The sequence below is a fragment of the Holophagales bacterium genome (genome assembly GCA_016699405.1).
In the GTDB taxonomy this organism is placed as follows: Bacteria; Acidobacteriota; Thermoanaerobaculia; order Multivoradales; family JAGPDF01; genus JAAYLR01.
This window is the reverse complement of sequence record CP064972.1, coordinates 2,078,794-2,104,960: the sequence shown is the minus strand read 5'-3', so window position 1 is coordinate 2,104,960 and position 26,167 is coordinate 2,078,794. Positions and strand designations below refer to the sequence as shown.

Annotated in this window: 22 protein-coding genes; 9 read left to right on the top strand and 13 right to left on the bottom strand. The window is 71.1% G+C overall.

Annotated features, from left to right (window positions below; all coding sequences use genetic code 11):
* Positions 1 to 3: 3 nt before the first annotated feature.
* On the top strand, positions 4 to 1,392 hold the full coding sequence (locus tag IPJ17_08780; protein QQR75647.1) for a hypothetical protein: 1,389 nt from the start codon (positions 4 to 6) through the stop codon (positions 1,390 to 1,392).
* 13 nt (positions 1,393 to 1,405) lie between these two features.
* Here the strand turns inward: IPJ17_08780 and IPJ17_08775 are convergent, their stop codons facing one another.
* A complete protein-coding gene (locus IPJ17_08775) occupies positions 1,406 to 4,417 on the bottom strand; it encodes a diguanylate cyclase (protein ID QQR75646.1) in 3,012 nt (1,003 codons plus the stop codon).
* Positions 4,418 to 4,700: 283 nt separating this feature from the next.
* Here IPJ17_08775 and IPJ17_08770 point away from each other — a divergent pair, with 283 nt between their 5' ends.
* The 3 genes from IPJ17_08770 to IPJ17_08760 all read left to right on the top strand — a co-directional run bounded on the left by IPJ17_08770 (position 4,701) and on the right by IPJ17_08760 (position 8,715).
* A complete protein-coding gene (locus IPJ17_08770; GenBank protein QQR75645.1) occupies positions 4,701 to 6,143 on the top strand; it encodes a hypothetical protein in 1,443 nt (480 codons plus the stop codon).
* On the top strand, positions 6,140 to 7,525 hold the full coding sequence (locus IPJ17_08765; GenBank protein ID QQR75644.1) for an MFS transporter: 1,386 nt from the start codon (positions 6,140 to 6,142) through the stop codon (positions 7,523 to 7,525). Before IPJ17_08770 ends, IPJ17_08765 begins: the two co-directional genes overlap by 4 nt.
* Positions 7,526 to 7,683: 158 nt before the next feature.
* On the top strand, positions 7,684 to 8,715 hold the full coding sequence (locus IPJ17_08760) for an epimerase (GenBank protein QQR76128.1): 1,032 nt from the start codon (positions 7,684 to 7,686) through the stop codon (positions 8,713 to 8,715).
* Positions 8,716 to 9,007: 292 nt separating this feature from the next.
* On the opposite strand, the gene IPJ17_08755 is transcribed toward IPJ17_08760, so the two are convergent.
* The 4 genes from IPJ17_08755 to IPJ17_08740 form a co-directional block, all read right to left on the bottom strand.
* Complete coding sequence (locus tag IPJ17_08755; protein ID QQR75643.1) at positions 9,008 to 9,295, bottom strand: helix-turn-helix transcriptional regulator; 288 nt, start codon at positions 9,293 to 9,295, stop codon at positions 9,008 to 9,010.
* Positions 9,282 to 9,614 (bottom strand): type II toxin-antitoxin system RelE/ParE family toxin, encoded by a 333-nt coding sequence (locus IPJ17_08750; GenBank protein ID QQR75642.1) that lies wholly within the window; start codon positions 9,612 to 9,614, stop codon positions 9,282 to 9,284. Before IPJ17_08750 ends, IPJ17_08755 begins: the two co-directional genes overlap by 14 nt.
* Before the next feature lie 111 nt (positions 9,615 to 9,725).
* Positions 9,726 to 10,568 carry a hypothetical protein gene (locus IPJ17_08745; protein ID QQR75641.1) on the bottom strand — a complete coding sequence of 281 codons (843 nt, stop codon included), beginning with the start codon at positions 10,566 to 10,568 and terminating at the stop codon, positions 9,726 to 9,728.
* 11 nt (positions 10,569 to 10,579) lie between these two features.
* A complete protein-coding gene (locus tag IPJ17_08740) occupies positions 10,580 to 10,882 on the bottom strand; it encodes a hypothetical protein (GenBank protein ID QQR75640.1) in 303 nt (100 codons plus the stop codon).
* Between the two features lie 84 nt (positions 10,883 to 10,966).
* On the opposite strand from IPJ17_08740, the gene IPJ17_08735 reads away from it, so the two are divergent.
* Both IPJ17_08735 and IPJ17_08730 read left to right on the top strand, forming a co-directional pair.
* Positions 10,967 to 11,494 carry an SRPBCC family protein gene (locus IPJ17_08735; GenBank protein QQR75639.1) on the top strand — a complete coding sequence of 176 codons (528 nt, stop codon included), beginning with the start codon at positions 10,967 to 10,969 and terminating at the stop codon, positions 11,492 to 11,494.
* A 33-nt stretch (positions 11,495 to 11,527) separates the two neighbouring features.
* Positions 11,528 to 11,929, top strand: a complete 402-nt coding sequence (locus IPJ17_08730) for a hypothetical protein (protein QQR75638.1) — start codon at positions 11,528 to 11,530, stop codon at positions 11,927 to 11,929.
* Positions 11,930 to 12,148: 219 nt separating this feature from the next.
* Here IPJ17_08730 and katG read toward each other — a convergent pair whose 3' ends face one another.
* The gene (gene katG, locus IPJ17_08725) at positions 12,149 to 14,344 is read right to left on the bottom strand and encodes a catalase/peroxidase HPI (protein ID QQR75637.1); all 2,196 of its coding nucleotides are present in this window, start codon (positions 14,342 to 14,344) and stop codon (positions 12,149 to 12,151) included.
* Positions 14,345 to 14,519: 175 nt separating this feature from the next.
* Here katG and IPJ17_08720 point away from each other — a divergent pair, with 175 nt between their 5' ends.
* On the top strand, positions 14,520 to 16,556 hold the full coding sequence (locus tag IPJ17_08720; protein QQR75636.1) for a molybdopterin-dependent oxidoreductase: 2,037 nt from the start codon (positions 14,520 to 14,522) through the stop codon (positions 16,554 to 16,556).
* Positions 16,557 to 16,583: 27 nt separating this feature from the next.
* Positions 16,584 to 17,960, top strand: coding sequence for a 4Fe-4S dicluster domain-containing protein (locus IPJ17_08715; GenBank protein QQR75635.1), 1,377 nt, complete (start codon positions 16,584 to 16,586; stop codon positions 17,958 to 17,960).
* 397 nt (positions 17,961 to 18,357) lie between these two features.
* Here the strand turns inward: IPJ17_08715 and IPJ17_08710 are convergent, their stop codons facing one another.
* Positions 18,358 to 19,836 (bottom strand): RNB domain-containing ribonuclease, encoded by a 1,479-nt coding sequence (locus IPJ17_08710; protein QQR75634.1) that lies wholly within the window; start codon positions 19,834 to 19,836, stop codon positions 18,358 to 18,360.
* Positions 19,837 to 20,005: 169 nt separating this feature from the next.
* Between IPJ17_08710 and IPJ17_08705 the strand changes: the two genes are divergently transcribed.
* Positions 20,006 to 20,902, top strand: coding sequence for an acyltransferase (locus IPJ17_08705; GenBank protein QQR75633.1), 897 nt, complete (start codon positions 20,006 to 20,008; stop codon positions 20,900 to 20,902).
* Positions 20,903 to 21,020: 118 nt separating this feature from the next.
* On the opposite strand, the gene IPJ17_08700 is transcribed toward IPJ17_08705, so the two are convergent.
* The 6 genes from IPJ17_08700 to IPJ17_08675 form a co-directional block, all read right to left on the bottom strand.
* A complete protein-coding gene (locus tag IPJ17_08700; protein ID QQR75632.1) occupies positions 21,021 to 21,188 on the bottom strand; it encodes a hypothetical protein in 168 nt (55 codons plus the stop codon).
* 3 nt (positions 21,189 to 21,191) lie between these two features.
* Positions 21,192 to 21,578, bottom strand: coding sequence for a hypothetical protein (locus IPJ17_08695; protein ID QQR75631.1), 387 nt, complete (start codon positions 21,576 to 21,578; stop codon positions 21,192 to 21,194).
* A 191-nt stretch (positions 21,579 to 21,769) separates the two neighbouring features.
* Positions 21,770 to 22,612, bottom strand: a complete 843-nt coding sequence (locus tag IPJ17_08690; protein ID QQR75630.1) for a hypothetical protein — start codon at positions 22,610 to 22,612, stop codon at positions 21,770 to 21,772.
* A 25-nt stretch (positions 22,613 to 22,637) separates the two neighbouring features.
* Positions 22,638 to 22,853 carry a hypothetical protein gene (locus IPJ17_08685; protein QQR75629.1) on the bottom strand — a complete coding sequence of 72 codons (216 nt, stop codon included), beginning with the start codon at positions 22,851 to 22,853 and terminating at the stop codon, positions 22,638 to 22,640.
* A 271-nt stretch (positions 22,854 to 23,124) separates the two neighbouring features.
* Positions 23,125 to 23,826 carry a hypothetical protein gene (locus tag IPJ17_08680; protein QQR75628.1) on the bottom strand — a complete coding sequence of 234 codons (702 nt, stop codon included), beginning with the start codon at positions 23,824 to 23,826 and terminating at the stop codon, positions 23,125 to 23,127.
* 197 nt (positions 23,827 to 24,023) lie between these two features.
* Positions 24,024 to 25,328 (bottom strand): hypothetical protein, encoded by a 1,305-nt coding sequence (locus IPJ17_08675; GenBank protein ID QQR75627.1) that lies wholly within the window; start codon positions 25,326 to 25,328, stop codon positions 24,024 to 24,026.
* Positions 25,329 to 26,167 lie beyond the last annotated feature (839 nt).

Sequence of the window (26,167 nt, the reverse complement as noted above, 5' to 3'; positions counted from 1 at the left end):
GGCATGACCACCCTGGTGATCCCGTCCGCCTCGCCGTCGCCGGCGATGCTGCCGCTGCTGCGGCGCCGCCCCTTCCCGCTGCTGCCGCTGCTCGGCAAGCCGCTCGTCGACTATCAGCTCGAGCTCGCGAGCTCGCTCGGCGCGACGCGCGTCGCGGTGCTCTGCGACAGCCGCCCCGAGATGGTGCGTGCCTTCGTCCATACCGGGCAGGCCTGGGGGCTGGAGGTCGACGTCGTCGCCCTGCCGCGCGACCTCGAGCTCGCCGCCCAGCTCGAACGACTGCCGGCCGCCTTCCGCGACGATGACGACCTCTTCCTGCTCGCCGCCGACGCGCTGGTGCCGCCGCTCGCCGGCGAACGGGGTCGCCGCGAGCCGCCGAGCGAAGACTGGGAGGACGATCAGGGCTGGCTTCTCGTGCGCCAAGGCGCCACGGGCCGGGCCAAGCAGTCGCTTCCCGACCGTCGCCTCCGCGACCCGCGCCGCTTCCTCGAGGTGCAACTCGCGCTGCTCGACGATCCGGCCGGGTTCGTCCTGCCGGGGTTCGAGGTCGCCCCCGGAATCCGCATCTCGCGCGGCAGCCGCCTCTCCCTCGCCGCCGTCGTCGCACCGCCGGTGCTGGTCGGCGACCACGCGCGCGTCTCCGATCGCGCCGAGCTCGGTCCCGGTGTGGCGATCGGCCCGCGTTGTCTGATCGACGACGAGACGGCCCTCTCCCGGTGCGTCGTCCTGCCGCGCACCTACGTCGGCCGCCTTCTCGCCGGCAGCGAGCTCGTCCTCGACGGACCGCTGATCGTCAACACCGCGAACGGCTCGGTGGCCGCCATCGACGACGAGCTGCTGCTCGCCGACCTCGACAAGCCGCTGCTCGGCGGCCGGTTCCGGCGCCTCCTCCATCGGCTCGGCGCGATGGTGCTGACCGTTCCGCTGTCGCCCTTGATGCTCGTCGCGTGGCTCGCCGCGCGGCGGCCGCGGGTTCTCCGCCGCGAGGTCTTCGGCGAACGCACGCGACTCTCCGTCGCCGGCGCGCCGGAGCGGCAGCTGACGCGCGGCACCGAGCTCAACTCCTCCCGGCTGCTGCTGCGTCGCCTCGGCTGGCTGCTCGACGCGGCGGCCGGGAGGATCGCCCTGGTGGGCAATCCGCCGCTCGAACCCGCACGCGCGGCCGAGCTCGAGCCGGCGCTCCGTCATGGTTGGCTCGAAGCTCCGGTCGGCGCCTTCGGACTAGCGCAGAGCGAAGCGCTCGCCGCCGGGGGCCCCCTCGACCGCGACCAGGAAGCGATGTCGGCCGCGCTCTATGCCGCTCGCCGGACGACCGCAGGCGATCTCGGACTGATCTGGCGCGGGCTCGCCGCGTTCCTCTCGCCGAAGGCCTGGAGGGCTCGCCAGGACTGAGCCGCCGGACGGCTCAGCACCAGTCGCCGCAGACGCGGTTGCGCCCCGCCGCCTTCGCTTCGTAGAGCGCCCGGTCGGCGCCCTCGAAGAGCGTCGCCATCTCCTGCTCGGAGCGCGGCACGGTGGCGGCGATCCCGAAGCTCGCCGACAGCACCCCCGCCGGGGCGCCGGCGTTGACGATCGCCAGACGCGCGATCCCCGCACGCAGCCGCTCGCAGAGCGCCTGCGCGCCGTCGAGTCCGGTCCCCGGCAACAGCAGGGCGAACTCCTCGCCGCCGTAGCGAGCCACCAGGTCGCCGGGCCGCCGCAGCTCGCCGCGCAGGAGCGAGGCGACCTCCTGCAGACAGCGGTCGCCGGCCGAGTGACCGTGGGAGTCGTTGAGCCCCTTGAAGTGGTCGAGGTCGACCAGCGCGAAGGCGATGGCGAGCTCGTGGCGCCGCGCCCGGCTCCACTCGTCGGCGAGCGACTTCTGGAGCTGGCGCCGGTTCGCCACGCCGGTGAGCTCGTCGAGCAGGGTGAGCGACTCGAGGCGGGCGTTCGCCCGTTCGAGCAGGGCGTTCTTCTGCTCGACCTCGCGACGCACCACTTCGAGGTCGACGACCGTGCGGCGCAGCTCTTCGGTCTGCTCGGCCACGCGTGCCTCGAGCTCGGCCGCCCGCCGGCGCAGGCGCCGGCTGCGGAAGGCCACCCAGGCACGCACCGTGACGAAGGCGAGCAGCGCGGCGCCGAGGAGCATCCAGCGGGTGGCGTACCACGCCGGACGCACGCCGAACCGCAGCTCGCTCTCCGGGCTCGTCGCCCCCGAGGCGCTCCGGCTGCGGAGGCGGAAGCGGTATTCGCCGGGATCGAGGTTGGTGTACTCGGTGAACGCCACGCCGGTCCACTCGCCCCAGCCGACATCGAGCGGGTCGAGACGGAACTGGTACTCCACCCCGGGGCGAAACGAGCGTGGCGCGAACTCCAGGCGCAGGCGCCGGAAGTCGTGCGGCATCGAGGTCACTTCGCCGCCGGCCGAGGAGGCGCGCAGGACAGGCGCCGGCACCTCGTGCTCCGGGGCCATTCCGAATGCCCCCGCAATGCGGTAGAGACCGCGGTCGGTGCCGATCCAGACGACGCCGTCGGGCTCGGCGAGGATCACCTGGACGTCGCTCGCCGCGATCGCCACCAGACGATGCCAGCGGTCGTCGCCCGCCGCCGAGCCCGGCGCTGCGACCACGGTCGGCGGCACCGTGTTGAACCAGAGGTTGCCTGCCGGATCCTGCGCCGCCAGGAAGGCCCGGCCCGCCGGGTCGAGGCCCGCGAGCTCCGGATCCTCCACCAGCCGGCGCCGGCGTTCGTCGAGGAGCCGGAAGCCGACCGGGGTCATCGCCAGCAGACGTCCGCCGACCTCCGCCACCGTCATCTCGCCGGTGCCAATCGACTCGATCCCGACCGGAGCCGCCGCCTCGGCCGCCGCCGTACCCTCGCCCGCCGCACGGCTCGGAACCGGCGGCACCGTGCCGATGCGGACGATGCCGTCGAAGACCGTGCCGAGCAGCAGCGATCCGTCCGGCCGCTCGACGAGCGAGCGCACGTAGGGTGGAACCCCGGCGATCTTGCCGGCGAAGCGCCAGCCGTCGCCGGCGCGCCGCAGTCGGCCGAGGCCTTCGGCCATGCCGAGCCAGACGGTGTCCGGGTCGGCGCGCGACGCCATCACTTCGTAGACCGTGAGCTCCTCGGTCCCCGGCACCTGACGAAAATCGGGCGTCGTCGCTCCTTCGCCGCCTCGCAGCTCGAAGACCCCGCGCGCCGTTCCGATCAGCACGATCGAGGCGACCGGCGTCAGCGCCCACAGCCGCGCCGGCAGTCCGGGCACGCGCTCCGCGCGGAGCGACGGCGTGGCACTCTCGTCGCCGGCACGCACGCCGCCGCGCAGGACGAAGAGCCCCGCATGGCTGCCGATCCACAGGTGACCGGCGTGACGGGCGAGCGCGGTCGGAGTGCTCGTCAGACCCCGCCGCGCGTCGAGAACCGAGAGGCTCGATCCGGTCTCGATCCGCGCGATGCCGCTCTGCATGGCTGCCCACAGCGCCCCCTCGCGATCGGCGAGCAGCGCCGACACCGTGTCGCTCGAGAGCCCCGCCGAGCTGTCGACCTGCCCCGCGATCGAGCCGTCGGCGTCGAGCAGCAAGAGCCCGCCGTCGAACGAGCCGAAAGCCACGCGACCGTCGCCCAGCCGCACCGCGGACGAAAGTTGATGAGCCGCCGCCCAGGCCGACGCCGTGGGCGCGAAGCGCTCGAGGCGCGTGCCGTCGAGGAGGAAGAGCCCTTCTCCGCGCAAGGCCGCGAGGAGCCGCCCAGAGCTCCAGGCGACGAGCGCCTCGAGCGGTCGCTCGCGCAGTTGCTCGCCTCCCGGCGTGAGTCGCAGACCGCCGGCGTCGGCCTCGTGCAGGCCGTCACGCGTCCAGACGAAGAGCCGGCCGTCGACCTGGAAGCTCGCCTTCGCCGGGCGGCCAGCGGGCAGCGGGGCGACCCGCCAGAGTCGCTCGCCTTCGAGCCGCAGCAGGCAGGTGTCGGCGACGAACCAGAACCCGCGCTCGTCCCCGTGCACGGCGACGACGTTGCCCGGCGACCGGCAGTCGGCCGGCAGATCGGCTACCAGCGACCGGTAGCGGAGACCCGAACCGCGGAGGTCTTCGACCAGTCCGAGCTCGGCGACCCCCCCGACCGCCACCCGGTTGCCGCCGCCGGCGGCGACGGCGAAGACCGCCGACGACCCCGGCAGCTCGAGCCGCCGCCACCAGGCCCCGTCGTAGACCAGCAGCCCATCGAGGTTGCCCGCGTAGAGGAGTCCGAGGCGATCCTGGGCCAGAGCGAAGTTCTGCGAGCGGGCGCCGTACTGCGGCGCGGTGAACACCTCGAGCAGCGGCAGGCCGGCTTCACCGGCGGATCGCGGCGGCGCGAGGGCAAACGTCTCCCGGGCGCTCGCAGCCGCAACGACCGCGACGACAGCGGAGAGAAGCCAGCCGACCGGGATCTTGGCCACGGGGGGCGGATTCTAGCCCGGATTTCTCACCCCGTTCCGTCGCGAGGCGGCGCAGATGGCTGTGGCTGCAAGGCGCCGCGACCGAGGCCGGCGCAGGCGTACTGGGCAGTACGTCGAGCCGGCCGACCGAGCGCCCGTGCTGAGCCTGCGATCACAGCAGGCTCAGCGCAACGCTGCAGACGCGGCCAGATGCGGCGCCGCAGCAGGAGCGGGGTGAGAAATGCGGGCTCGCGCCTCCGCTCGCCGGCAAGCGCCTCGCGGGCAGGCAACCTGCGGCGCGGCGGTGCGTACACCCTCTGTGCGACTCCTTTCCCTTCTCGTCGCCGGCGGCCTGGCGCTCGCCGGCGAGCCGGCGGCGACCGCCGCGACCTTCGCCCGTGGCGTGCCGGTCTCCGGCATCGCCTGCCAGAGCGATCCGACCCAGACCTACACCCTCTACCTGCCGAGCTCCTACACCCCGGAACGGCGCTGGCCGACGCTGCTCGTGCTCGACCCGGGCGGCCGGGGCGACCTCGGTGCCGAGCGCTTCCGCGCCGCCGCCGAGGAGCACGGGTGGGTGCTGCTGTCGTCGAACAACGTCCACAGCGACGGGACCGTCGAGGCCAATCAGCGCGCCCTCGCGGCGATGTGGAACGAGGTCCAGGTCCGCGTGGCGAGCGATCCGCGGCGGATCTACGCGGCCGGATTCTCCGGCGGCGGCATCCTCGCCTACGCGCTCGGCTACGGCACCGGGAACATCGCCGGAGTGATCGTCAGCGGGGGACGGTTCCGACCCGGGGACGACAGCAAGCCGCTGCACTTCCCCTGCTTCGGCGCGGCCGGCGACGAGGACTTCAACTATCTCGAGATGCACGACGTGCACCGCGTGCTCGCCCGCTGGGGCACCCCGGAGCGGCTCGAGATCTTCGACGGCACGCACGAGTGGCTTCCCGAGCCGATGGTGCGACGCGCGGTCGACTGGCTCGAGCTCCATGCCGCCCGGCAGGGCCTGCGCCCCGCCGACCCGGCGCTCCTCGATCGCTTCGTGGCCGCGGACCTCGCGGCCGTCGCCGAGCTCGAGACGGCGGGCCGCCCGCTCGACGCCGCCGAACGCCTCCGCCTCCTCGCCGCCGACCTCGCCCTCTTCCGTCCGGGCACCGAGGTGACGGAGCTCGGGCTGCGGGCCGACCGACTCGCGTCGCTACCCGCTGCCCGACAGGAGCTCGCAGAGCGCCGCCGCTGGGACCTCGAAGAGGTCGGAGCGCTCAAGCGCTTCTCGGCGGCTGCCGCGGAGATCCTGCGCGACGACGGCCCGCCGGTCGGCCAGCGCTTCGAGACGGCGCTCGGCATCGGCGAGCTCACCAAGCGCGCCGGCCAGCCGGGCTACGCCGGGGTCTCGGCGCGGCGCCTGCTGGCGACCCACTTCATGCGCTGCGCCACGATGCTCGGCCCGCAGATGCTCAACCAGGGCGATGCCGCCAAGGCCGCGGTCTTCTTCCAGGCCGCCTCGCGCATCGCCCCGGAGCGCTGGGTACCGCGTTACAACCTGGCCTGCGCACTCGCCCGCGCCGGCTCGCGCCGCCCGGCGCTCGAGGCGCTCGAGAAGGCGGTCGAGCTGGGCTTTGCCGACGCCGCGGCGATGAACGCCGACCGCGACCTCACCTCGCTCCACGAGGAGCCGCGCTACGCCGCGCTCCTCGCCAAGCTCCAGGCCAGGCTCCAGGCCGCGCGACCCACGACGCCTTGATCTCGCCCGACGCGCCGCGCCCGACCGGAAGCCCCCGCGCCGCCACGTTCGCCCGCCTCTTCGGCGTCGAGCCGGGCGAGCTCGCCGCCGCGATGGCCGCGGCCATCGCGTTCTTCCTCGTCTTCGCCGCCTACTACGTGCTGCGGCCGATCCGCGACGAGATCGGCGCGGCCGACGGCATCGAGAAACTGCCCTGGCTCTTCACCGGCACGCTCGTCGTGACGGCGCTCGTCCATCCGCCGTTCGCCGCGCTCGTCGCCCGCTTGTCGCGCCGGCGCGCCGTGGCGGTGGCGTTCCGCTCGTTCGCGGCGAGCCTGGCGCTCTTCTGGGCGGCGCTCGCCTTCGGCGGACCGGAGCTCCACCTCTGGGCCGGTCGTGCCTTCTACGTGTGGACCTCGGTCTTCAACCTCTTCGTCGTGGCGGTCTTCTGGTCGGTGATGGCCGACCTGTCCGGGCCCGAGCGAGGGCGGCGCATCTTCGGCCTGGTGAGCGTCGGGGGCACGCTCGGCGCGATGGCCGGCTCCGCGCTCACCGCCTCGCTGGTGGCGACGATCGGTGCGCCGGTGCTGCTGCTCGTCTCGGCGCTGCTGCTCGAGGTGTCGCTGCGCCTGCTCGATCGGCTCGCGCGCCAGGCCCGCGAGCGCGAGAGCGGCGGGGAGCCGACGACCGGCCGCGCCGCGATCGACGGGGCGCCGGTCGGCGGCGGCGCCCTCGGCGGCCTCGCCGGGGTGGCGCGTTCGCCGTACCTGTGGGCGATCTGCGCCTACATGCTCCTCTTCACCATCGCCTCGACCTTCCTCTACTTCCAGCAGGCGGCGATCGCCGGCGCGGCCTTCGCCGATCGCGCGGCGCGCACCGCCTTCTTCGCGCGCATCGACCTCGCGGTCAACGCACTGACGCTCGGCGTCCAGCTCTTTCTCGCCGGCCGGGTGATGCGCTGGCTCGGCGTCGGGCTGACGCTCGCGGTCCTGCCCGCCGCCTCCGCGGCCGGCTTCGCGCTGCTCGCCGCCGGTCCGACGCTCGTCGTCGTCGCCGGCTTCCAGGTGCTGCGCCGCACCGGCAATTTCGCCCTTGCCCGGCCGACCCGCGAGGTGCTCTACACCGTGCTCTCGCGCGAGGAGAAGTACAAGGCCAAGCACCTCATCGACACCGTCGTCTACCGCGCCGGCGACCAGATCGGCGCCTGGTCCTACGCCGGGCTCACGGCGCTCGGCGTCGGGCTCTCCGGCACCGCCTGGGTGGCCGTGCCGCTCTCCCTCGTCTGGCTCGCCCTGTCGCTCTGGCTCGGCTTCCGCCACCTCGCGCTCGTCCGCCGGCGAGCTGCCGCCATCTCATCTCAACCCGGAGGAGAACCATGTCCCGCACCCGCCGAGATCTCCTGAAGCTCACCGCCGCCGGCGCCGTCGGCCTCGGGCTGCCCCGCACGCTCGCCGCGCAGAGCGCGACGCCGACCCCGGCGCCGACGCCCGCCCCCACCCCGACGCCGCTGCCCCCGGTCAAGGTCGCCCCGCTCGAGGGCGTGACCAGAGCGGCCAAGCCGTTGCGCATCCTGATCCTCGGCGGCACCGGCTTCACCGGCCCGTACCAGATCCGTTACGCGCTCGCTCGCGGCCACAAGATCACCACCTTCAATCGCGGCCGGCGCCCGAAGGAGTGGCCAGGCGAGGTCGAGGAGCTGCACGGCGACCGGAACACCGGCGACCTCAAGGCGATCGAAGGGCGCGAGTGGGACGTCTGCATCGACAACCCGACGACGCTCCCCTTCTGGGTGCGCGACGTCGGCCAGCGGCTGCAGGGCAAGGTCGGCCAGTACGTCTTCATCTCGACGATCTCGGTCTACGCCAGCGAGGAGAAGACGAACGCCGACGAGAGCGCGCCGACGGCCGAGTACAAGGGCGCCGACGCGATGAAGGAGACGATGGAAGCGGTGCGGGCGAGCAACTTCGAGCTCTACGGCCCGCTCAAGGCCTTCTCCGAACGCGAAGCCGAGAAGTGGTTCCCGAAGATCACCACGGTGATCCGCCCCGGGCTGATCGTCGGCCCTGGCGACGACTCCGACCGCTGGACCCACTGGCCGGTACGCATCGACAAGGGCGGCGACGTGCTCTGCCCGGGCGACGGCAGCGACCCGGTGCAGGTCATCGACGCGCGCGACCTCGCCGAATGGACGATCCGCATGGTCGAGGCGCGCACCTTCGGCACCTTCAACGCGACCGGTCCGGCGTTCCCGATGACGATGGGCGACATGCTCTGCGGCGTCCGCATGGCGACGAGCGCCGGCGCGAAGCTCGTCTGGGTGCCGGCGAGCTTCCTCGAGGAGCAGAAGGTGACGCCCTGGGGCGACATGCCGGCCTGGGTCCCGGGCACCGGCGAGACCGCCGGCTTCGGCAGCCGCGACATCCGCAAGGCGATCGCCGCCGGCCTCACCTTCCGCCCGATCGCCCAGACGGCGATCGACACGCTCGCCTGGTGGAAGGGCCTGCCGCCCGAGCGCACCGCCAAGCCCCGCGCCGGCATCGCTCCCGAGCGCGAGAAGGAAGTGCTCGCGGCGTGGAAGGCGAAGAAGGGGTGAGACCTGCAGTCTGAGGATCGGCCCTCGCGACGAACGGGACGGACGACACTAGGACCTTCCGAGGCCCGTGTCGTCCGTCAGTTCCTTCGGCGAGTCATTGCTGAGCGGACCTAGCCCGCATTTCTCACCCCGCTCCTGCTGCGGCGTCGCATCTGGCCGCGTCTGCAGCGTTGCGCTCGGTCGGCCGGCTCGACGTACTGCCCAGTACGCCTGCGCCGGCCTCGGTCGCGGCGCCTTGCAGCCACAGCCATCTGCGCCGCCTCGCGACGGAACGGGGTGAGAAATCCGGGCTCTAGGCGACCTCGAGCACCAAGCGCTTGCCGCAGGCCTTGACGTACTTGCGCAGCGTCGCGACGGATGGCGAGTGCTTCCCCGTGGCAAGTGCACGCTCGAGGCGCGCGACTGCAGGGGCCTGTGTCCCCATGCGCTCGGCGACTTGAGCCTGGGTGAGCCCGGCCTCCTGCCTGGCCTTGAGCAGCGCGTCCAGCAGCGCCGACTCCTCGCGCTCGATCCGTTCGACTTCGGCCCGCACTCCCGGGCGCTGCATCAGCTTCTTGATGACTTGGTCATGCGTCTTCATTTTTCAACTCCTTCAACCGAGCCCTGGCAAGCTCCAGCTCTCGCTGCGGCGTCTTGCTCGTCTTCTTCACGAAGCTGTGGAGCATGACGATCCGGCGACCGACGACCGTGCAGAAAAAGACCCGCGCGATCCCCTCGGCACCCTTGAGCCTCAGCTCGAACAGACCAGCCCCGAGGGGCTTGGTGCGGGGCTCACCGAGGTGTGGTCCGAGGACCACCATCCGCCGCGTGAGCACGACATATCGGGCAGCCAGTGAGTCGGGCAGGGCGAGGATGTCGTCCTGAACGGCCGCGCTGTAGTACGCGATTGCGAACTCCACGCCAAGAACATAACAAATCTGTTATCAGCCTGCCAAGCACCCCCCCGCAGGAAAGGGCCACCCGCAGGCCACTCGCGACTGCCGCGCGAGACAGTCGCGACCGACTCCCGCTCACCGCAACGACCAGAAGTCGTCCGGGTGGTTCCAGTGCAGGGTGCTGCCGGCGCCGAGCGGCAGGTTGGCGCGCTCGCCGGCGAGGAAGAGGCCACCGCCGAGGCCGTCGAGCGCCGTGTTGTTGGCGACGACGTTGCCGCCGAGGTCGCACGGCTCGGGCTCGAAGGCGTAGAGGCCTCCCCCTTCGCAGGCCGGCGCCCGCAGGAGGTTGTCGGTGACGCGGCTCTTCCACATGCGGAGCCGCCCTCGCACCATGGCGATGCCGCCGCCGCGCGCCGCCACTGGCGAGCGGACGGAGTTCCCCACCACGGTGCTGCCGGCGATCTCGCTGCGGCACTCTTCGAGGTAGAGCCCGCCGCCGGCCGCCGGTCCGGCGTCGGGTGAGGCGGCCTCGACGCGGTTGCAGGCGAGCGTCGACTTCTGCACGCGCACGCGCGAACGCCACGCCGCGATTCCGGCGCCCACGATCCGCTCCTGCTCACCGCCGCTCCCGGCGGCACAGTTGCCCGCCACCAGGCACTCCTGCAGGTTGAGCGTCGCGTCGACGGCGCGAATCCCCCGGCTGCGTCCATCCGAACGCACCTCGATGCCCGAAAGCGCCAGCCCCGCGCGCTCGACGTGAATCACCGCGGGCGCCCCGTCGCCGCCGAGGACGACGCCGCGCCGCGACAGCCGCGCGCTCTGGATCACCACCTCGGGCCGGTCGACGATCGTGAGGCTCTCGTCGTAGGCCCCCGGCTCGACGACGATCGTCACCGCACCCTCGGCGGCCTCGATGGCGGCCTGCAACGTCGGGAACTGCGACGGCACGAAGAAGACCCGGCGATCCGGAGCCGACACGCGCCGCCTCCTCAGCCCTGGCGCGCCTTGGCGCGCCGGGGTGCGCCGGTCCGCGTGGCCGCACGCGCCGGCCGTTCGACCATGCGATGACTGGCCTCGGCGCCGAGGTCGAAGCCGTAGACCGCCTTCAACTGCTCGATCTTGGCGCGCGTCTCGGCACCGAACGGCGCCTTGCCTTCGAAGGCGTGCAGCACCACGCCCTCGAGCAGATCTCCGAGCGACAGGTCGAGGTACTCGGCCAGCCCCTTGAGCACCTTGAGCAGCCGCTTCTCCAACCGCACACCGGTCTGCACTCTCTCGACGATCGGGTCCATGCCAGAGAGCATAGAACAGGGCGCTGGGTCCGTTGACAACTTGGTATCTATGTACCAAGATCGCTCACCACCAAGGAGGATGCCATGCCAATTGCCAGCGCCCTGCTCGTCGCCGCCCTCGCTCACTCATCAACTCCCACGCCACACGTTCCTGCCCGCGCCCACATCCGGCGCAGCGGCACACTCCGCGTCCCGGTCGAGCTCGCGCGCGCGCTCGAGCTCTTCACCCCGGTCGGCGAGAAGCTCTGGGCCCCCGGCTGGGAGCCGCACTTCCACTATCCCGCCGACGGCACGGCGATGCCCGGCACCGCGTGGACCACACGCGACACCCACAGCCATCCCGCTACCGAGACCCTCTGGCTGCTGGTCGACTGGAACCCCGACCGCCACCGCGTCCGCTACGCCCGCGTCACCCCGGGCCTGCGCACCGGCACCGTCGAAGTCGTCTGTCGTGCCCTCGCGCCCACCTCCACCGAAGTCGAGGTGACCTACGAGCTGACCGCCTTGAGCGAAGCGGGGGACGCCGATCTCGCGACCTGGACCGAGGCGTGGTACACGACCTTCCTGGCCGGTTGGGAGTCCGCCATCCAGAAGGCATTCGCGGCAGAATAGGGTGAGGCTCGCCGTCAGAAAGGAACGCCGCCCATGCGATCCGCCCGCAACGGTCTGCTCGTGGCCGCCGTCCTGCTGGCTCTTCTCGCGCTGGCGCGCGGTGCCGGCGGCGTCGTGCTGCTGCTTCAGGGCGGGTCAGCGGTTCCCGACGCGCGGGCGAGCGCCGGCGAGGTCGTCGCCATCGGCTGCGGACTGCTCGTCGTCGCGGCGCTGGGCCTCGCGGCCGCCTGGCAGCTCGCCCGGCGGCGTCCGCGTTCGCCGCGTCTCGCCTTCGCCGCGCTCGCCGCCTTCGTGATCGGCGGGCTGATCAACGGCGCCCTGCTCTTCGGCCGACCGACCGATCGCGGCACCATCGCCAACCTGATCGCGGCCGCGATCATCGGCGCGATCGTCTGGGCCGGAAGAGCGGCCGCGCGGCGCGACGACCCGGCCTGAGGCGAAGCCCCTTTCGGATCCATCCGAGCTCGAGCCCTGCCACGCCGCCTGCGTGCGGTCACCGACCCCAAGCTCGAAGAGGATGGCGGAGGTGTGGCGCCGGGCCTTCCAGAACGTCACGAGCCCGGCAGGCTCTTCTCCCCGCCGGGCTCGTGGTGTCCTTCCCTGAAAGTCCGCCGATCGCCGGCGCGTGTCGCAGGCCCGCGCTGGCGACCGCGCCTACGCGAGGTCGAACCGGTCGAGGTTCATCACCTTGTTCCAGGCGGCGACGAAGTCGTGGACGAAGGTCGCCTGGGCGTCGCTCGCCGCGTAGACCTCGGCGAGAGCGCGGAGCTGCGAATTCGAGCCGAAGACGAGGTCGACGACCGTGCCGGTCCACCGGAGGGCGCCGGTCGTGCGGTCACGCCCTTCGAGCACGCCGGGGGCGCTCTCGGACTTCTGCCAGCGCGTCCGCATGTCGAGGAGGTGGACGAAGAAGTCGGGGGTCAGCGCGCCCGGACGGTCGGTGAAGACGCCGTGCTTGGCCGCGCCGACGTTGGCGCCGAGGACGCGCAGGCCGCCGACGAGGACGGTCATCTCCGGCGCGGTCAAGGTCAGCAGTTGCGCCTTGTCGACCAGCATCTCGGCCGCCACGCCCTCGAGCCCCGGACGCACGTAGTTGCGGAAGCCGTCGGCCTTCGGCTCGAGCACGGCGAACGCCTCGACGTCGGTCTGCTCCGGCGACGCGTCCATCCGCCCCGGGGTGAACGGCACCTTCACGTCATGACCGCCCGCCTTCGCCGCCGACTCGACCGCGGCGCAGCCACCCAGCACGATGAGATCAGCGAGCGAGATCTTCTTGCCGCCGCTCTGCGCAGCGTTGAACTCCTGCTGGATCGCCGTGAGCTTGGCGAGGACTTCGGCGAGCTCGGCCGGCTGATTGACCGCCCAGTCCTTCTGCGGCGCGAGACGAATCCGCGCGCCGTTGGCGCCGCCACGCTTGTCGCTGCCGCGGAAGGTCGACGCCGAAGCCCAGGCCGTCGAGACCGACTGCGAGACCGAGAGCCCCGAGGCAAGGATCTTCGCCTTCAGCGCGGCGATCTCCGGCTCGCCGACGAGCGGGTGGTCGACGGCGGGGACCGGGTCCTGCCAGAGCAGCTCCTCCTGCGGCACGAGCGGACCGAGGTAGCGCGCACGCGGCCCCATGTCGCGGTGCGTCAGCTTGAACCAGGCGCGGGCGAAGGCGTCGGCGAAGGCGTCCGGGTTCTCGAAGAAGCGCCGGGCGATCTTCTCGTAGGCGGGATCGAAACGCAGGGCGAGGTCGGTGGTGAGCATCGCCGGGGCATGACGCTTGGCCGGGTCGTGCGCGTCCGGCACCGTGCCCTCGCCCATCCCGTGCTTGGGGCGCCACTGGTGGGCGCCGGCAGGGCTCTTGGTGAGCTCCCACTCGTAGCCGAAGAGATTCCACAGGAAGTTGTTGCTCCAGCGCGTCGGGGTCGTCGTCCAGGTCACCTCGAGGCCGCTGGTGATGGTGTCGCCGCCCTTGCCGCTGCCGAGGCTGCTCTTCCAGCCGAGACCCTGCTCTTCGATCCCGGCGGCTTCCGGCTCCGCTCCGACGTGCGTGGCCTCGCCGGCGCCGTGGCACTTGCCGAAGGTGTGCCCGCCGGCGATGAGCGCCACCGTCTCCTCGTCGTCCATCGCCATGCGGGCGAAGGTCTCGCGGATGTCGCGCGCCGCGGCGAGCGGGTCGGGGTTGCCGTTCGGGCCTTCCGGGTTGACGTAGATCAGGCCCATCTGCACCGCGCCGAGGGGATCCTCGAGCTCGCGGTCGCCCGAGTAGCGCTTGTCCTCGAGCCACTTCGACTCGGAGCCCCAGTAGGTGTCCTCCTCCGGCTCCCAGATGTCCTCGCGGCCGCCGCCGAAGCCGAAGGTCTTGAAGCCCATCGACTCGAGCGCCACGTTGCCGGCGAGGATCATCAGGTCGGCCCAGGAGATCTTGCGGCCGTACTTCTGCTTGATCGGCCAGAGCAGGCGGCGCGCCTTGTCGAGGTTGACGTTGTCCGGCCAGCTGTTGAGCGGCGCGAAACGCTGGTTGCCGGTGCCACCGCCGCCGCGCCCGTCGCTCACCCGATAGGTGCCCGCGCTGTGCCAAGCCATGCGCACGAAGAGCGGTCCGTAGTGGCCGAAGTCGGCCGGCCACCACTCCTGCGAATCGGTCATCAGCGCCTGCAGGTCGCGAATCACGGCGTCGAGGTCGAGGCTCGCGAACTCCTTGGCATAGTCGAACCCCTCGCCCATCGGGTTCGACTTGGCGGAGTGCTGGTGGAGGATCTTCAGGTTGAGCTGGTCGGGCCACCAATCCGCGTTCGTGCGGGCCCCCGCCGCACGGGCATGGCGCGCGGCGCTCGCGTGCGGGCAGCCAGTTTCATTCGACATGGTTGTCTCCTTTGGTGGAACTCGATCGAGGTCCGGACAACAGTCTAGAGGTTCGGCACCGGTCGATCAAAGGGGCACGGCACCGACGCGAGCGTTCGACTCGCCGCTCGCGCCGCGCCCCACCCGCTCGGCGACCGGCGCACTTGGCGTTACGCTTGTCGCAGGGTTGCCCTCCATGCCGACCTTCCTGACCGCCTGCCCGCGCAACTGCTACTCGACCTGTTCAATGCGGGTGACGGTCGAGGAGGGGAAGGTGGTGCGGATCGACGCCGCGCCAGAGAACCGGGCGACGCCCGAGGGGCCCTGCCTCAAGGGGCTCGCCTACGTCGAGCGGGCGCACTCGCCGGAGCGGATCGTCGAGCCGCTCGCCCGGCGCGCCGACGGCTCCTTCGCCCCGATCGGTTGGGAGGAGGCGCTCGACCGCATCGCCACGGCGCTGCTCGCGGCGCGCGCCGAGCTCGGCCCGCAGAGCCTCCTCTACTACACCGGCAGCGGCACCAAGGGACTGCTCAACGGCATCGGCCTGGCGTTCTGGCGTCTCTTCGGCGGCTGCACGACGACCTTCGGCGACCTCTGCTGGCCGGCCGGGCTCGAGGCGACCCGCCTGACGCTCGGCGACAACACCCACAACGCGCCGTGGGATCTCGAGAACGCGCGGCTGATCGTCGTCTGGGGGAAGAACCCGGCGGAGACCAACGTCCACCAGATCGCCCACCTCGACCGCGCGCTCGGCAACGGCGCACGGCTCGTCGTCGTCGACCCACGCCGCACCGAAACGGCCGAGCGCGCCGACCTGCTCGTCCAACCCCGGCCGGGGAGCGACGGGGCGCTGGCACTCGCCCTCGGTCACATCCTGGTGCGCGACGGGCTGTTCGATCGCGACTTCGTCGCCGCGCACGTCCACGGCTTCGCGGCCTACGCCAAGCTCGTCGCCGCCTGGACGCCGGCGCGCGCCGCGGCCGCGACCGACGTGCCCGCGGCGACGATCGAAACGCTGGCGCGCGAGCTCGGCACGCTCGCGCCGGTGACCCTCGTCCCGGGCTTCGGCATGCAGCGCTACACCAACTCGGGGCAGACGATGCGGGCGCTCCTCGCGCTGCTGGCGATCACCGGACAGATCGGCAAGCCGGGTGCCGGCTGGATGTACGCCAATCTGCAGACCGCGGTCTTCGCTCCGGTCAAGGATCCGCTCGACCTCTACCCGCCGGCGCTCCCCGACGGCGTCGTGCGGGTCGGCGTCTCCACCGCGCGGCTCGGTCGCGACATGCTCGCCCAGTCCGACCCGCCGCTCGCCGTCGCCTGGGTGGAGCGCGGCAATCCGATCTCGCAGAACCCCGAGACCGGCACGGTGCTTGCCGCGTTCCGCCGCCTGCGCTTCCGCGTCGTCGTCGAGGAGTTCCTGACCGACACGGCGCGCGAAGCCGACGTCGTGCTGCCGGCCAAGAACCTCTTCGAACAGAGCGACGTCATCGGCGCCTACTGGCATCCCTACCTGCAGCTCCGGCGCAAGCTCCTCGAGCCACCGCCCGGCGTGCTCCCCGAGACCGAGATCTACCGCGCCCTCGGCCGCCGACTGGGGATCGCCGAGGAGCGGCTCGCCGCGACGATCCCCGGTCCGGACGACGCGGGCGTCGACGCCTGGCTCGGCACGCGGCTCGCGCCGCTCGGCCTGACGCTCGACGACTTCGCCGCGGGACCGGTGCTCTCGCCCGGCTTCCGCGAGATCGCCTTCGCCGACCGAGTCTTTCCCACTCCGTCCGGGAAGATCGAGCTGGCGAGCGAGGAGGCGCGGGCACGCTGGGGGGCGGACGAGCTGCCGGACTACCGCGAGCCGACGGAGCGACCCGAGCCCGGCGGTCGCTTCCCGTTCGCCCTCCTCACGCCGAACACCAAGAACCGGATCCACAGCCAGTTCGGCAACCTCGAGACGATCCGCCGGATCGCCCCGGCGCCGTTCGTCGCCATGCACCCGCGCGACGCGGCCGAGCGGCGCCTCGCCGAAGGCGAACCGGCGCGGATCTGGAACGAGCGCGGCGAGCTCACGCTGCCGGTGCGCTTCGACTGGGGGCTCAAGCGCGGCTGCGTCGCGGTGACGAACGGCTATTGGCGCGCCGAAGGCGGCGCGGTGAACCTCCTCTCCGCCGGGCGCGAAACCGATCTCGGCCACGGTGCGGCATTCCACGACAACGCGGTCGAGGTCGAGCGCGCGTGAGCGCGGCCGTGTCGTTCACGGTGCCGCGTGGCTGACACGCGTGCGGCCTTCGTCTTCGACGGCGGACGCTGCACCGGCTGCGAGGCCTGTCGCGTCGCCTGCGGCACCGAGAACGCCGCGGGCGGCGACACCGGCTGGCGCCGCATCCTGACGTCGAATCCGGCCCGTCACCCCGCGCTCCCGACGCTCCACCTCTCCCTCGCCTGCAACCACTGCGACACCCCGGCGTGTCTGCACGCCTGCCCGAGCGCCGCCTACCACCGCGACGAGGCGAGCGGCGCCGTGCTGCTCGACGCGTCGAGATGCCTCGGCTGCCGCTACTGCTCCTGGGTCTGCCCGTACGACGCGCCGCGCTTCGACGCGCGTCGCGGGGTGATGACGAAGTGCACCTTCTGCGCCCCGCGGCTCGCCGCCGGCGGGGAGCCCGCCTGCACCGCCGCCTGCCCGACCGGCGCGCTCGCGCTCGGGCAACGGCGTGACGGCGAGCGCGAGCCGCGAGGGCCCGGGATCGTCCCGACCGGTCTCGGCCCGGCGTTGCGCCTTCTGCCGCGCCGGCAGTCGCTCGCCGTCGCCGGCGGGTCGCTCGAGCCGCCTCCGGCGGAGGGCGCGCTCGTCGCACCGCCGCCGCCGCGGAAGATCGCCCTCGGCAGCGAATGGCCGCTCGTCCTTTTCGGGGTCCTGTTGCCGGCCCTCGCCGCCTGGCTCGCCGCCGGCTGGAAGGTCCCGGCGCTCGCCCCAGCGCCGTGGCTCTTCTTCCTTCCCGGCGCCGCGGCGATCGCCCTCTCGGCGCTCCACCTCGGGCGCCCGCAGCGGGCGTGGCGCGCCCTCGCCAACCTGCGACGCTCGTGGCTCTCCCGCGAGGTCGCCGCGGCGCACGCCTTGCTCGGCTGCGGTCTCTGGCACCGGCTCGCGCCGGACGGCGGCACGGCCTGGCGGCTCTCGGGCGCTCTGGCCGCGCTCGCCGCCGTCGCTCTCGTGCTCTCGATCGACGGCGTCTACCGTGCCGTGCCCAGGGCACGTGCCTCGCGACTCCCCGGGCCGCACCCCGCGAGCGTGGCGCTCGCCGCGCCGTTCCTCTTCCTGGTCGCCGCCGGGCTCGCCCTGCCGGCGATCGCCCTCGCCACGCTGCGGGCGCTGCTCCTCGCCGTCGCCTTCCGACAGGGCACCTGGGGGCTCGGCCGCGGCTGGGCCGGGCTGCGCCTCGTCCTTCTCGCCGTCGCCTGCGCCCCCGGCCTGCTCGCCGCGCCGCCGGCGAGCGCACCGCACCTTCTCGTCCTCGCCCTCGCGCTCGCCGGCGAGTTGCTCGACCGCGCGGCCTTCGTCAGCGCGCTCGAGCCGGTGAGCCCGGGAAGGGTGATGGCGGTCCAGGCTGCGACGGCCCTGGCTCGCGCCAGAACGGCATGACGTCACGACGACCGGACGTCCTGGCGTCAGGCGACGGGCCTTCCGACACGAACAAGCCCAAGCGCGCCACGGTCGACTTCGAGCCGGATCTCCACCAGGCGCTCCGCGTGCGGGCAACCGCGTCGCACCGCTCGATTTCGGCAAGGGTCAACGAGGCCGTACGCGTGGCGCTCGCCGAGGACGGCGCCTCGTGGCCCGCATCCGTGCCCTCGCCGCCGACCCTCGCCCTCCTGGTGCCGGGAAGCCCGATGGCTCCGGCGAGCGATACCGCATCCGCCAAAGGGCCTTTCGCATCCTCGACGAGATCGACGACCGCGGCTGCTGCCTCGCGATCGTGACGGTCGGGCAGCGCCGCGAGGTCTCCCGCCCACGAGGCGCCCCCCGCCGCGGCGGCGCGTCAGACGCGTGCGAAGTCGATGAACCCGCGATCGACGTCGACGCCGAGCAGCTCGACCTGCAGGCGGTCACCGACCTCGAGGCCGGCGGCGCCGCGCACGATCCGCCCTTCGACGGGTGGCCGGAAGACGCGCGCCCAGGTCCCCTTGCTCGCCGCACCGGTGACCAGCGCGTCGAAGCGCTCGCCGACGCGCGAGGCGAGCAGCAGCGCCGCAGCCGACTTGCGCACCTGGCGCTCGACCTTGTTGGCGTTGTCTTCCTGCCGCGTGCAGTGCGTGGCGAGCGCGGTCAGCTCGTCGATCGTGTAGGGCACCGGCTGCCCGACGAGCGCCGCCTTGAGCAGGCGCTGCGTCGCCAGATCGGGGTAGCGGCGGTTCGGCGCGGTCGAATGGCCGTAGTCGCGCATCGCCAGACCGAAGTGGCCGTCGGCGCTCGTGCCTGGCAGGTCGACGGCGTACTCGCCGGCGCCGAGGAGCTTGACGACGGTCAGCGACAGCTCCTGGAAGGTCTCGGGAGCGGCGCTTCTCCGCCGGACGAGGAACCCCTCGAGCGCCGCGCCGTCCGGATCGGGCGGCAGCGTGTCCCCGAGGTCGGCCGCCAGACGCTCGAGCCGGTCCCAGCGTTCGGGGGCGTGCAGCACACGGCGCAGCGACGGGAAGCCGCGCGCTTCGAGGAAGCGCGCCGTCGCCCCGTTGGCGGCGATCATGAAGTCCTCGATGAGCTGCGTCGCGCGGTTCTTCTCGTCGGGGCGCAGGTCGGCGAGCAGGTCGCCGTCGAAGACCGGGCGGGACTCGGGGGTCTCGAGCCCCAGCGCGCCATGGCGATGGCGCAGCGCCTTCATCGCCTGGGCGACGCGGTCCTGGAGGCGCAGCTGCTCTTCGAGACCGGGCACCGCGGCGAGCCGCGCCGGGCTCGGCGCCGCACCGTCGAGCCACGCGGCGACCGAGTTGTAGGCGAGCTTGGCGCGGTTGCGCGCGACGGCCGCGTAGACCTCCGACTTGCCCACCGCCCCTTCGCCGTCGACCTCGAGCTCGACGACGATCGCCAGCCGCTCCTCGCCGTCGCCGAGCGAGGTCAGATCGGTCGACAGCCGCTCCGGCAACATCGAGAAGATCTGCGCCGCGGTGTAGACCGAGGTGGTGTTCTGGCGCGCCCGCAGGTCGACCGCCGAGCCCCGCGGCACCGCGGAGTCGACGTCGGCGATGGCGACGAGCACCCGCGTCGCCCCGGCGCCGAGCGGCTCGGCGACGGTCAGTTGGTCGAGGTCGCGCGAGTCGTCGTTGTCGATCGACGCCCAGAGCAGATGCCGCAGGTCGCGCGGCGCCGGGTCGTGCGACAGGACCGCACCGCTCCACTCGCGCGCCGCGTCGGCCTCGGCCAGCACCGCCGCCGAGAAGTCCGGCTCGAGCCCGCGCTCGCGCATCGCCCGCCGGGCGATCTGCCGCAGCCGTTCGCGATTGGAGGGTGAAGAAGCGTTCATCGTCCGTCTCCCCAGAGCTGCCGCGCGGCCGTCCGCCGGCGGATCCTGCGACGCTACCGCATCCGTTCGCCGGAGGGGACTCCCGGATCTGACCGATTCCTGACACGGGCATGACGCGCTGCCGACGGAACGCGACGAGCCGCGCGCGGCGCGGCGCTAGGCTTTCGCCATGCCGCTGCCGCCGCTGCGCCCGCGCTCCACCTGGCTTCGCGAAATCGGCAAGAGCGTGCGCGGCGCCGTGGTCGCGGTCTCGCTCGTCGGCTCGCTCCTGGCGATCAACCTGCTGCAGACCTCGAGCCTCGCCCTGCGGCCGTTCTCGCGCCGCTCGTTCCGCCGGGTGAACCGCTGGTCGGCCGACCGCTTCTGGGGCTGGTGCGCCCGCACGACGCTCTCGCTCCACCGCACCCGCGTGGTGATCAGCGGCGACGCCCTGCCGGCCGACGAGAACGCCGTGCTGATCGCCAACCACCAGTCGATGACCGACGTCCAGGCGCTTTTCCTCCTCGCCCGGCGCGAGCGTCGGCTCGGCGACCTGAAGTGGTTCGTCAAGAGTTCGCTCAAGTACGTCCCGGGGGTCGGCTGGGGGATGGCGTTCCTCGACTGCCTCTTCGTCAAGCGCGACTGGACGGCCGACCGGCGGCGGATCGAGCGCACCTTCCACCGCGTGACCTCCGGCCGCGTGCCGCTCTGGCTGATCTCCTTCTCCGAAGGGACGCGTCTCTCGGCCGAGAAGCTCGCCCATGCCCGCCGCTACGCCGCCGAGCACGCCCTCGCCGTGCCGCGCCACGTGCTGCTGCCGCGCGCCAAGGGGTTCGTCGCCTCGGTCACCGGCCTGCGCGGCCATGTCTCGGCGGTCTACGACGTGACGATCGGCTATGTCGACGGCCTGCCAACGCTCTGGCAGTGGGCCAAGGGCGAGATGCGCGAGGTCCACCTCCACGTCCGCCGCTACGCCCTCGACGAGCTCCCCGCCGCCCCCGAGGCCCTCGCCGACTGGCTGCGCGACCGCTTCGTCGAAAAAGACGAACGCCTCGACCGCTTCTACGCCGCCGGGTCGTTGGCGTAGGGCAGGGGCCGCGCTCGCGCGCGCCTCACTTGGCTGGTTTCGTCTTGCGCGCCTCTCCGCGCACGCCACGAATCTGGTTCAGGAGTTGCTCGAAGCGCTTGCGGTCGATGCCGAGCGTCTACATTTTGGTGCGAATGACGTCCTCGCCCAGGTCCCGATCCATCTTGATCACGACCGGACGCGCCATTCCGGCCCGCGTCAGGATCAGGTGGTCGCCCTTGACCCGGCCCGGAGCGCAACCGAGCAGGAGGCAGATCTTCTCGAGCTCCTGCCAGGAGACGCGCATCGATCAGGCCGCGGAGCCGCCGACGCCGCGATCGAGAAGCTCCGCAGCCTGGTAGGCGGGGAGCGAAACCTGAAGCGAGAACTCGGCGCCGAGGACCGTCTCGGCCACCGGCCGACGCGAGTGCACCACGCTCTCGCCGACGGCCGAGGCGACGGAATCCGCCCAGGCGACCGGCCGAAACCCGCACTCGCGTAGCGCCTGCTCGAGGGTCCCGCGCTCGATGCAGCTGTCGAACCAGATCTCGACCGCCTGCTGCAGGCAACGCTCGGCGTCGGCTCGGTCTCGCCCCTGCGAGGCCACGCCGACCGCCGGACACACGGCGACCCACTGCCGTCCGTCGCGTCGCACATAGCCTGCCAGCCTCACCTCGAGTCGAATCTCTTCGCGCACAAGTCCTCCCGGACCACGCCGTCGGAGTCGGAGCCTCGAATTCCGTCAGCTTAGCGCCCTCGGTCACCGCGCCGCCAAGGGCCCTGACCAGGGCCTCGATGTCCTGGTACACGCCCGAGGCGAGGGTCGGCTTGGTGAGATTGCCGCGAGCGTTTCGAGGCGGGCCGCCAGAGGCACTCCGGCGCCTTCCGCTACCCCGCCGGCGGGAACAACGACTTGAAGACGAGGTCGTCGAAGTACCGGGCGCTCGCAATGTCGGCGAGGCCGAGCACGACGATGAAATCCTCCTCGTCGAGCGTGTTGCCGTACTCGTCGACGGGATAGGTCGTGTTGAGCTCGACCTTGAGGTTGTCCGCTCGGCGATACCCGCTGAAGGCCGGAAGGATGGCGAGGTCGAGCTCATTGCGGTCCGGGGTCGGCGAGTCCACGACCCATCCGACGTAGACCTTGCGGTCCTTCATCGTCAGGAGGACCATCATCTCGTCCTCCTGTGCCCGTTCGGCGGCCCTGAAGAGGAACGCCTTGAGCTCGCTCTTCGTCCCCTCGAGCGCAGCCGCCAGCGCTTCAGACCGCGCCCGGACGAGCCCCAGCCGGAACGCCTCTCTCAGACCAAGGCGGCCGACCTCTCGGCCGTCGCTGCCCTTCGCCCCTCCTACCGCACCTTCGGACCCTTCCGCAGCGGCTCCCGGCCAGTCTGCCGCCAGCACTTCGCGCACCTGCCACGCCGCCGAAGCGAGGTTCAGTCCGACTCCCGCGAGCGGAGCCATGAGCAGGCAAACCGCCGCCGTGCCGAAGAAGGGCGAGTCCCCCGCGATGAGCGTCCACGCGTCGATGAGCCGCTCCCCGAACGGCATCGAGCGGAAGAGCAGCACCAGCCCGCGTGCGAGGCCGAAGAGGCCGAACCCCGCGATGGCGGTCTCGAAGACCAGCCGATGCCCTTCGAGGGTCTTCGCCCGGAATCGGAAACGGTAGGAACTGTGCAGGAACAGATAGCCCGCAAGCAGCGGGAGGAAGGCGAGGAGGTTCGAGGGCACTGGACTGCCCCGCCGTCAGGTCCGACTAGCAGTTCACCTTGGCGACGTCCGGACCTTCGAAAGAGAGGCTCTGACCCCGGCGCCGAAGCTCTCGGACGAGCGCGGCCACACGGCGGGGCCGCTCGGCCTGCATCAGCAGTCGCGTGTTGACCATGACGCTCCCGCTCGATGTGATGACGAACGCGTCAGCACCGGTCGGCCGGAGGCCTTTCGTCGCTCGCTTTCCCGTTCGAGCCGTCATCTGCCGTCTCCTCTGGAGCTGATGCTAGCCATTCTGCCAGGAAGGCGCAACCGCGCCGCAACATCGGCTTCCCGGCCCGGGTGGGGGATCTATTCAATCTCCCCAGCTCGAGCGCCCGGAGACACTCGCGGTGGGCCAGTCGCTCGGCCCCGAAGTTGGCGCGGCGAGACCTGCCAAGTCAGAAGCGAGCGATGTCTGGAGGGTCGCCCACATCAGAGGCATCGCGAGGCGCAGCCATCAAGGACCGCAGAGGCTGCTCAAGGCCGACGGATCAAGATCCCGCTCGGCTCGAAATCCGCCGTTCCGCTGCGGCGGCCGCTTCCTCACCAAAGAAGTGGGCAAGTGCCACGAGCAGGCGGTACCGCGCCGTCGGATGCCATTTCCCCGATCGAGACCCAAGGTCCGGGACCGAGGAGGCAACGACATCGCCGAGGACCTTCTCATCCAGCGGAATCGCCAGGACGGACGACGCATCGAGCTCATCCGACGGCGGTCGCTTGAGAATCTCGCGCTGCGTCATCGGCAGGTTCGCGATGACGACGGCGGCAGGGTTGACGATGGGCCGTTCGAAGATCACGGACACGACGCGGAACGCATCGAGGCTCATCTGCTCGGCACCGGGCACCAGCTCTTCCGCGAGCCCGCGCCGCGCTGCCCGATGAAAGACTCCATCGGCATCGAGGTCGCTGGGATCCAGCCCCTCCTCGTAGGTCGCGCTCCAGGCGCCCGGATGGTAGTGGAGCGAGTCGCTCCGTCGAATTGCGAGGATCCACCCGTCGCTCGTCGCGACAATCACGTGGACGACGCCGATGTTCGGCACCAACATCTCATAGCCCTGAGGCAAGCGCTTCAAGACTTTGGCGAGGTCGGAAGGCGGGCTCTCGTGAAGAGGCCGCACCTCGTCCCATGCCGTAGGCTGCAAGCTGCAAACGAGCCGGCCTCGCTCATCGCGGCGGAACTCGCGCCAAGCCAACTTCGGATCACTGCGCTCCTGCGGGTTCCGTTCTCGCCACGCCTCTCGGAGCGTCGCGAGCCCGGCAGGAAGGCTGAACCGCTCCGGACTGTAGGTCGCTCGAACGTCTGCCACGGACCATCCGGCCCGGAGGTCGGCGCAGCGCACGAGCTCGATGGCCCCGCCGAGCTCGAGGTGCTCGGGAATTCGATCCTCACTCACGGATTCGGGCCCTCGGCAATCCTCGTCAATGTACCCGCAAGGGCGCGGCGGCGGCGCCACGGCTCGCTGTGCTCCCAAGCCACTGCTGCGGCACCTGCGATTCCAACAAGGAAGGAGGCAACTCGCTGGCCAGTCAACGCCTCACCCCCAAAAGTGGCCAACGCGAGGCCGGCGACCTTTGCCGTGAACTCGACCGGGTTGGTTTTCATGGGCGGGTGCAGGACCCCCGCGACCGCCCGAACGTGCTGCTGCAAGCAATCGATGCGTTCCTGGGCGTCGCCACGGCTCCTTGCAAGCGATAGCGCGATCATGGTCGAAGTCGTCTCTTTGCGCACCTTGCTTATCGCCTTCCAGGAGACTCTGTCGACGTTGCAAAGGAGAGCAACAGGTGTGACACTCGGGAGTAGCGAGAGGTTCAACGAAGCGTAGTCCACTGGTACGAGCACATCCGTTACCGTATCAAGATAAGGCGCAAGAGACGGCGCTCCCGGAAGCCAACCGGCCGAGCCGCCTTCCGGCTTCAGGGTCCGCTGGGTTGCGTAGTTCCAGGCCTGAACCACGGTGTTCCAAACACGAGCCTGCTTCTTCGGGTCCGAGATTCTGTCGAGGCAAGACCGAACTCGCGATCTCGCGTTCCTCGCCTGAGGGTCTTCGATTGCTGAGTCGATGAACTCGAGGGCTTCTTCGACAGCACGACGGTCATCGGGCGACTCTGGGCCGATTCTCTCCAAAGAGCGGCGGAGATACCCATAGTATGTATGGCGCTCTCCGTGCGCTGCGACGAGGCGCTCCGGAGTGTCGACCGCCCCGAAGTGATGAACTGCCTTCCGAATGGCGGCGAGCCACTTCCGTTCTTCCGGATATGCACCAAGGACGGCGCTCCCGCGCGCGAGGTCAAAGTTCCCCTCCTTCACGATCTGGGTGAGAATCTCTTCCGCCAATCGCCGGACCGGGGTCGGATCGTTCACGAACAGCGACGATACCCAACCCGCACTCTGAGTCCGAAGTAGGCCCCTCGCTGATAGGGCATAAGGCGTCTCGCCAAGCTCGCTCGCAGGGTCCACTCTCAGGTCGAGGAAATCCTTGTTCGCCTTTAGGAATTTTCGTGCCTGCTTGTGTCTGAACAGCTCGAGAACTGCTGCACTGTCGAATACCTGAACATCACTCAATACGAACCGTGTACCGAGGAGCGCGTGCACCTTCAGCGCTCGGATCATGTCGAGAGTCTTCTGATTCGGCCCGCTCGCCCCCGAGCAGATCCTCACGAACTCGCCATCAAGCCAGTGCGGATAGAGGAGCATCGCCTCACCTCACAGAGTGATCGGTCGCCGAAGAGGATTGAGAAAAGGCTAAGCGTAAGTGTGCCGCTGTCGCCGATTGGTTCGCTGTTGCCCAGGAGTCTGGACCCGCTGGCACCGGAAGCGCCTCGGTAGTCCCTCCTGCCCGAGACTGCGTAAGGTCACCGTCGTCGCCCTCACCCGAAAGCCGCTCGTCGCGCTCTGGCACATCGTGAATTCGTTCCAAGTCGTGGAACTGCTCATGGCCAGCGTCGTCTAAGCTACCGCAGGGGATCAGGAGACGAGGCGTACACAAGCAACTCGGCCTTCTCTTTGCGCGCAACCGATCGAGTTTTCGCCCTGCGACGGGAGGGTGAGACCCATCGAGAGTCTGGCCTAGTCGGGCGTGAATCGGGCTGAGACCTCCGGCCACTCAAGCTCGAGTCGACGAAAAGCAGGGAGCCACGACTCTTCAACTGTCTCCCCATCTTGAAGTTCGAGACTTCCAGCAGCACCAACCCTCGCGGCGTGGTAGACAAATGCAGCGAAGAACGACAACTCCGACTGGGTGAGGGCCGGACCTCCGGCAGCAAGGACCTTGCGCGATCGCCAAGACACCAGGGCGCTGTTCACTGCGCCAGCGCCAACTCTGCCTGCCAAGTACGCTGCCACGCCGCGCCAACCGCACTTCCACCAACCGATGCCCAACAAGAGAATGAACAGCAGGCCGTACCCGCTTAGTAGCGAGTAGATCCGCGCTGGCTCCACCAGTACTCCACTTACCGGAAACCCACTGATCCGAGAGATGTGAACGAACACGCACACAGTGCCAACCGCGATTGCGATTGCTGTCGGCCCCCAAA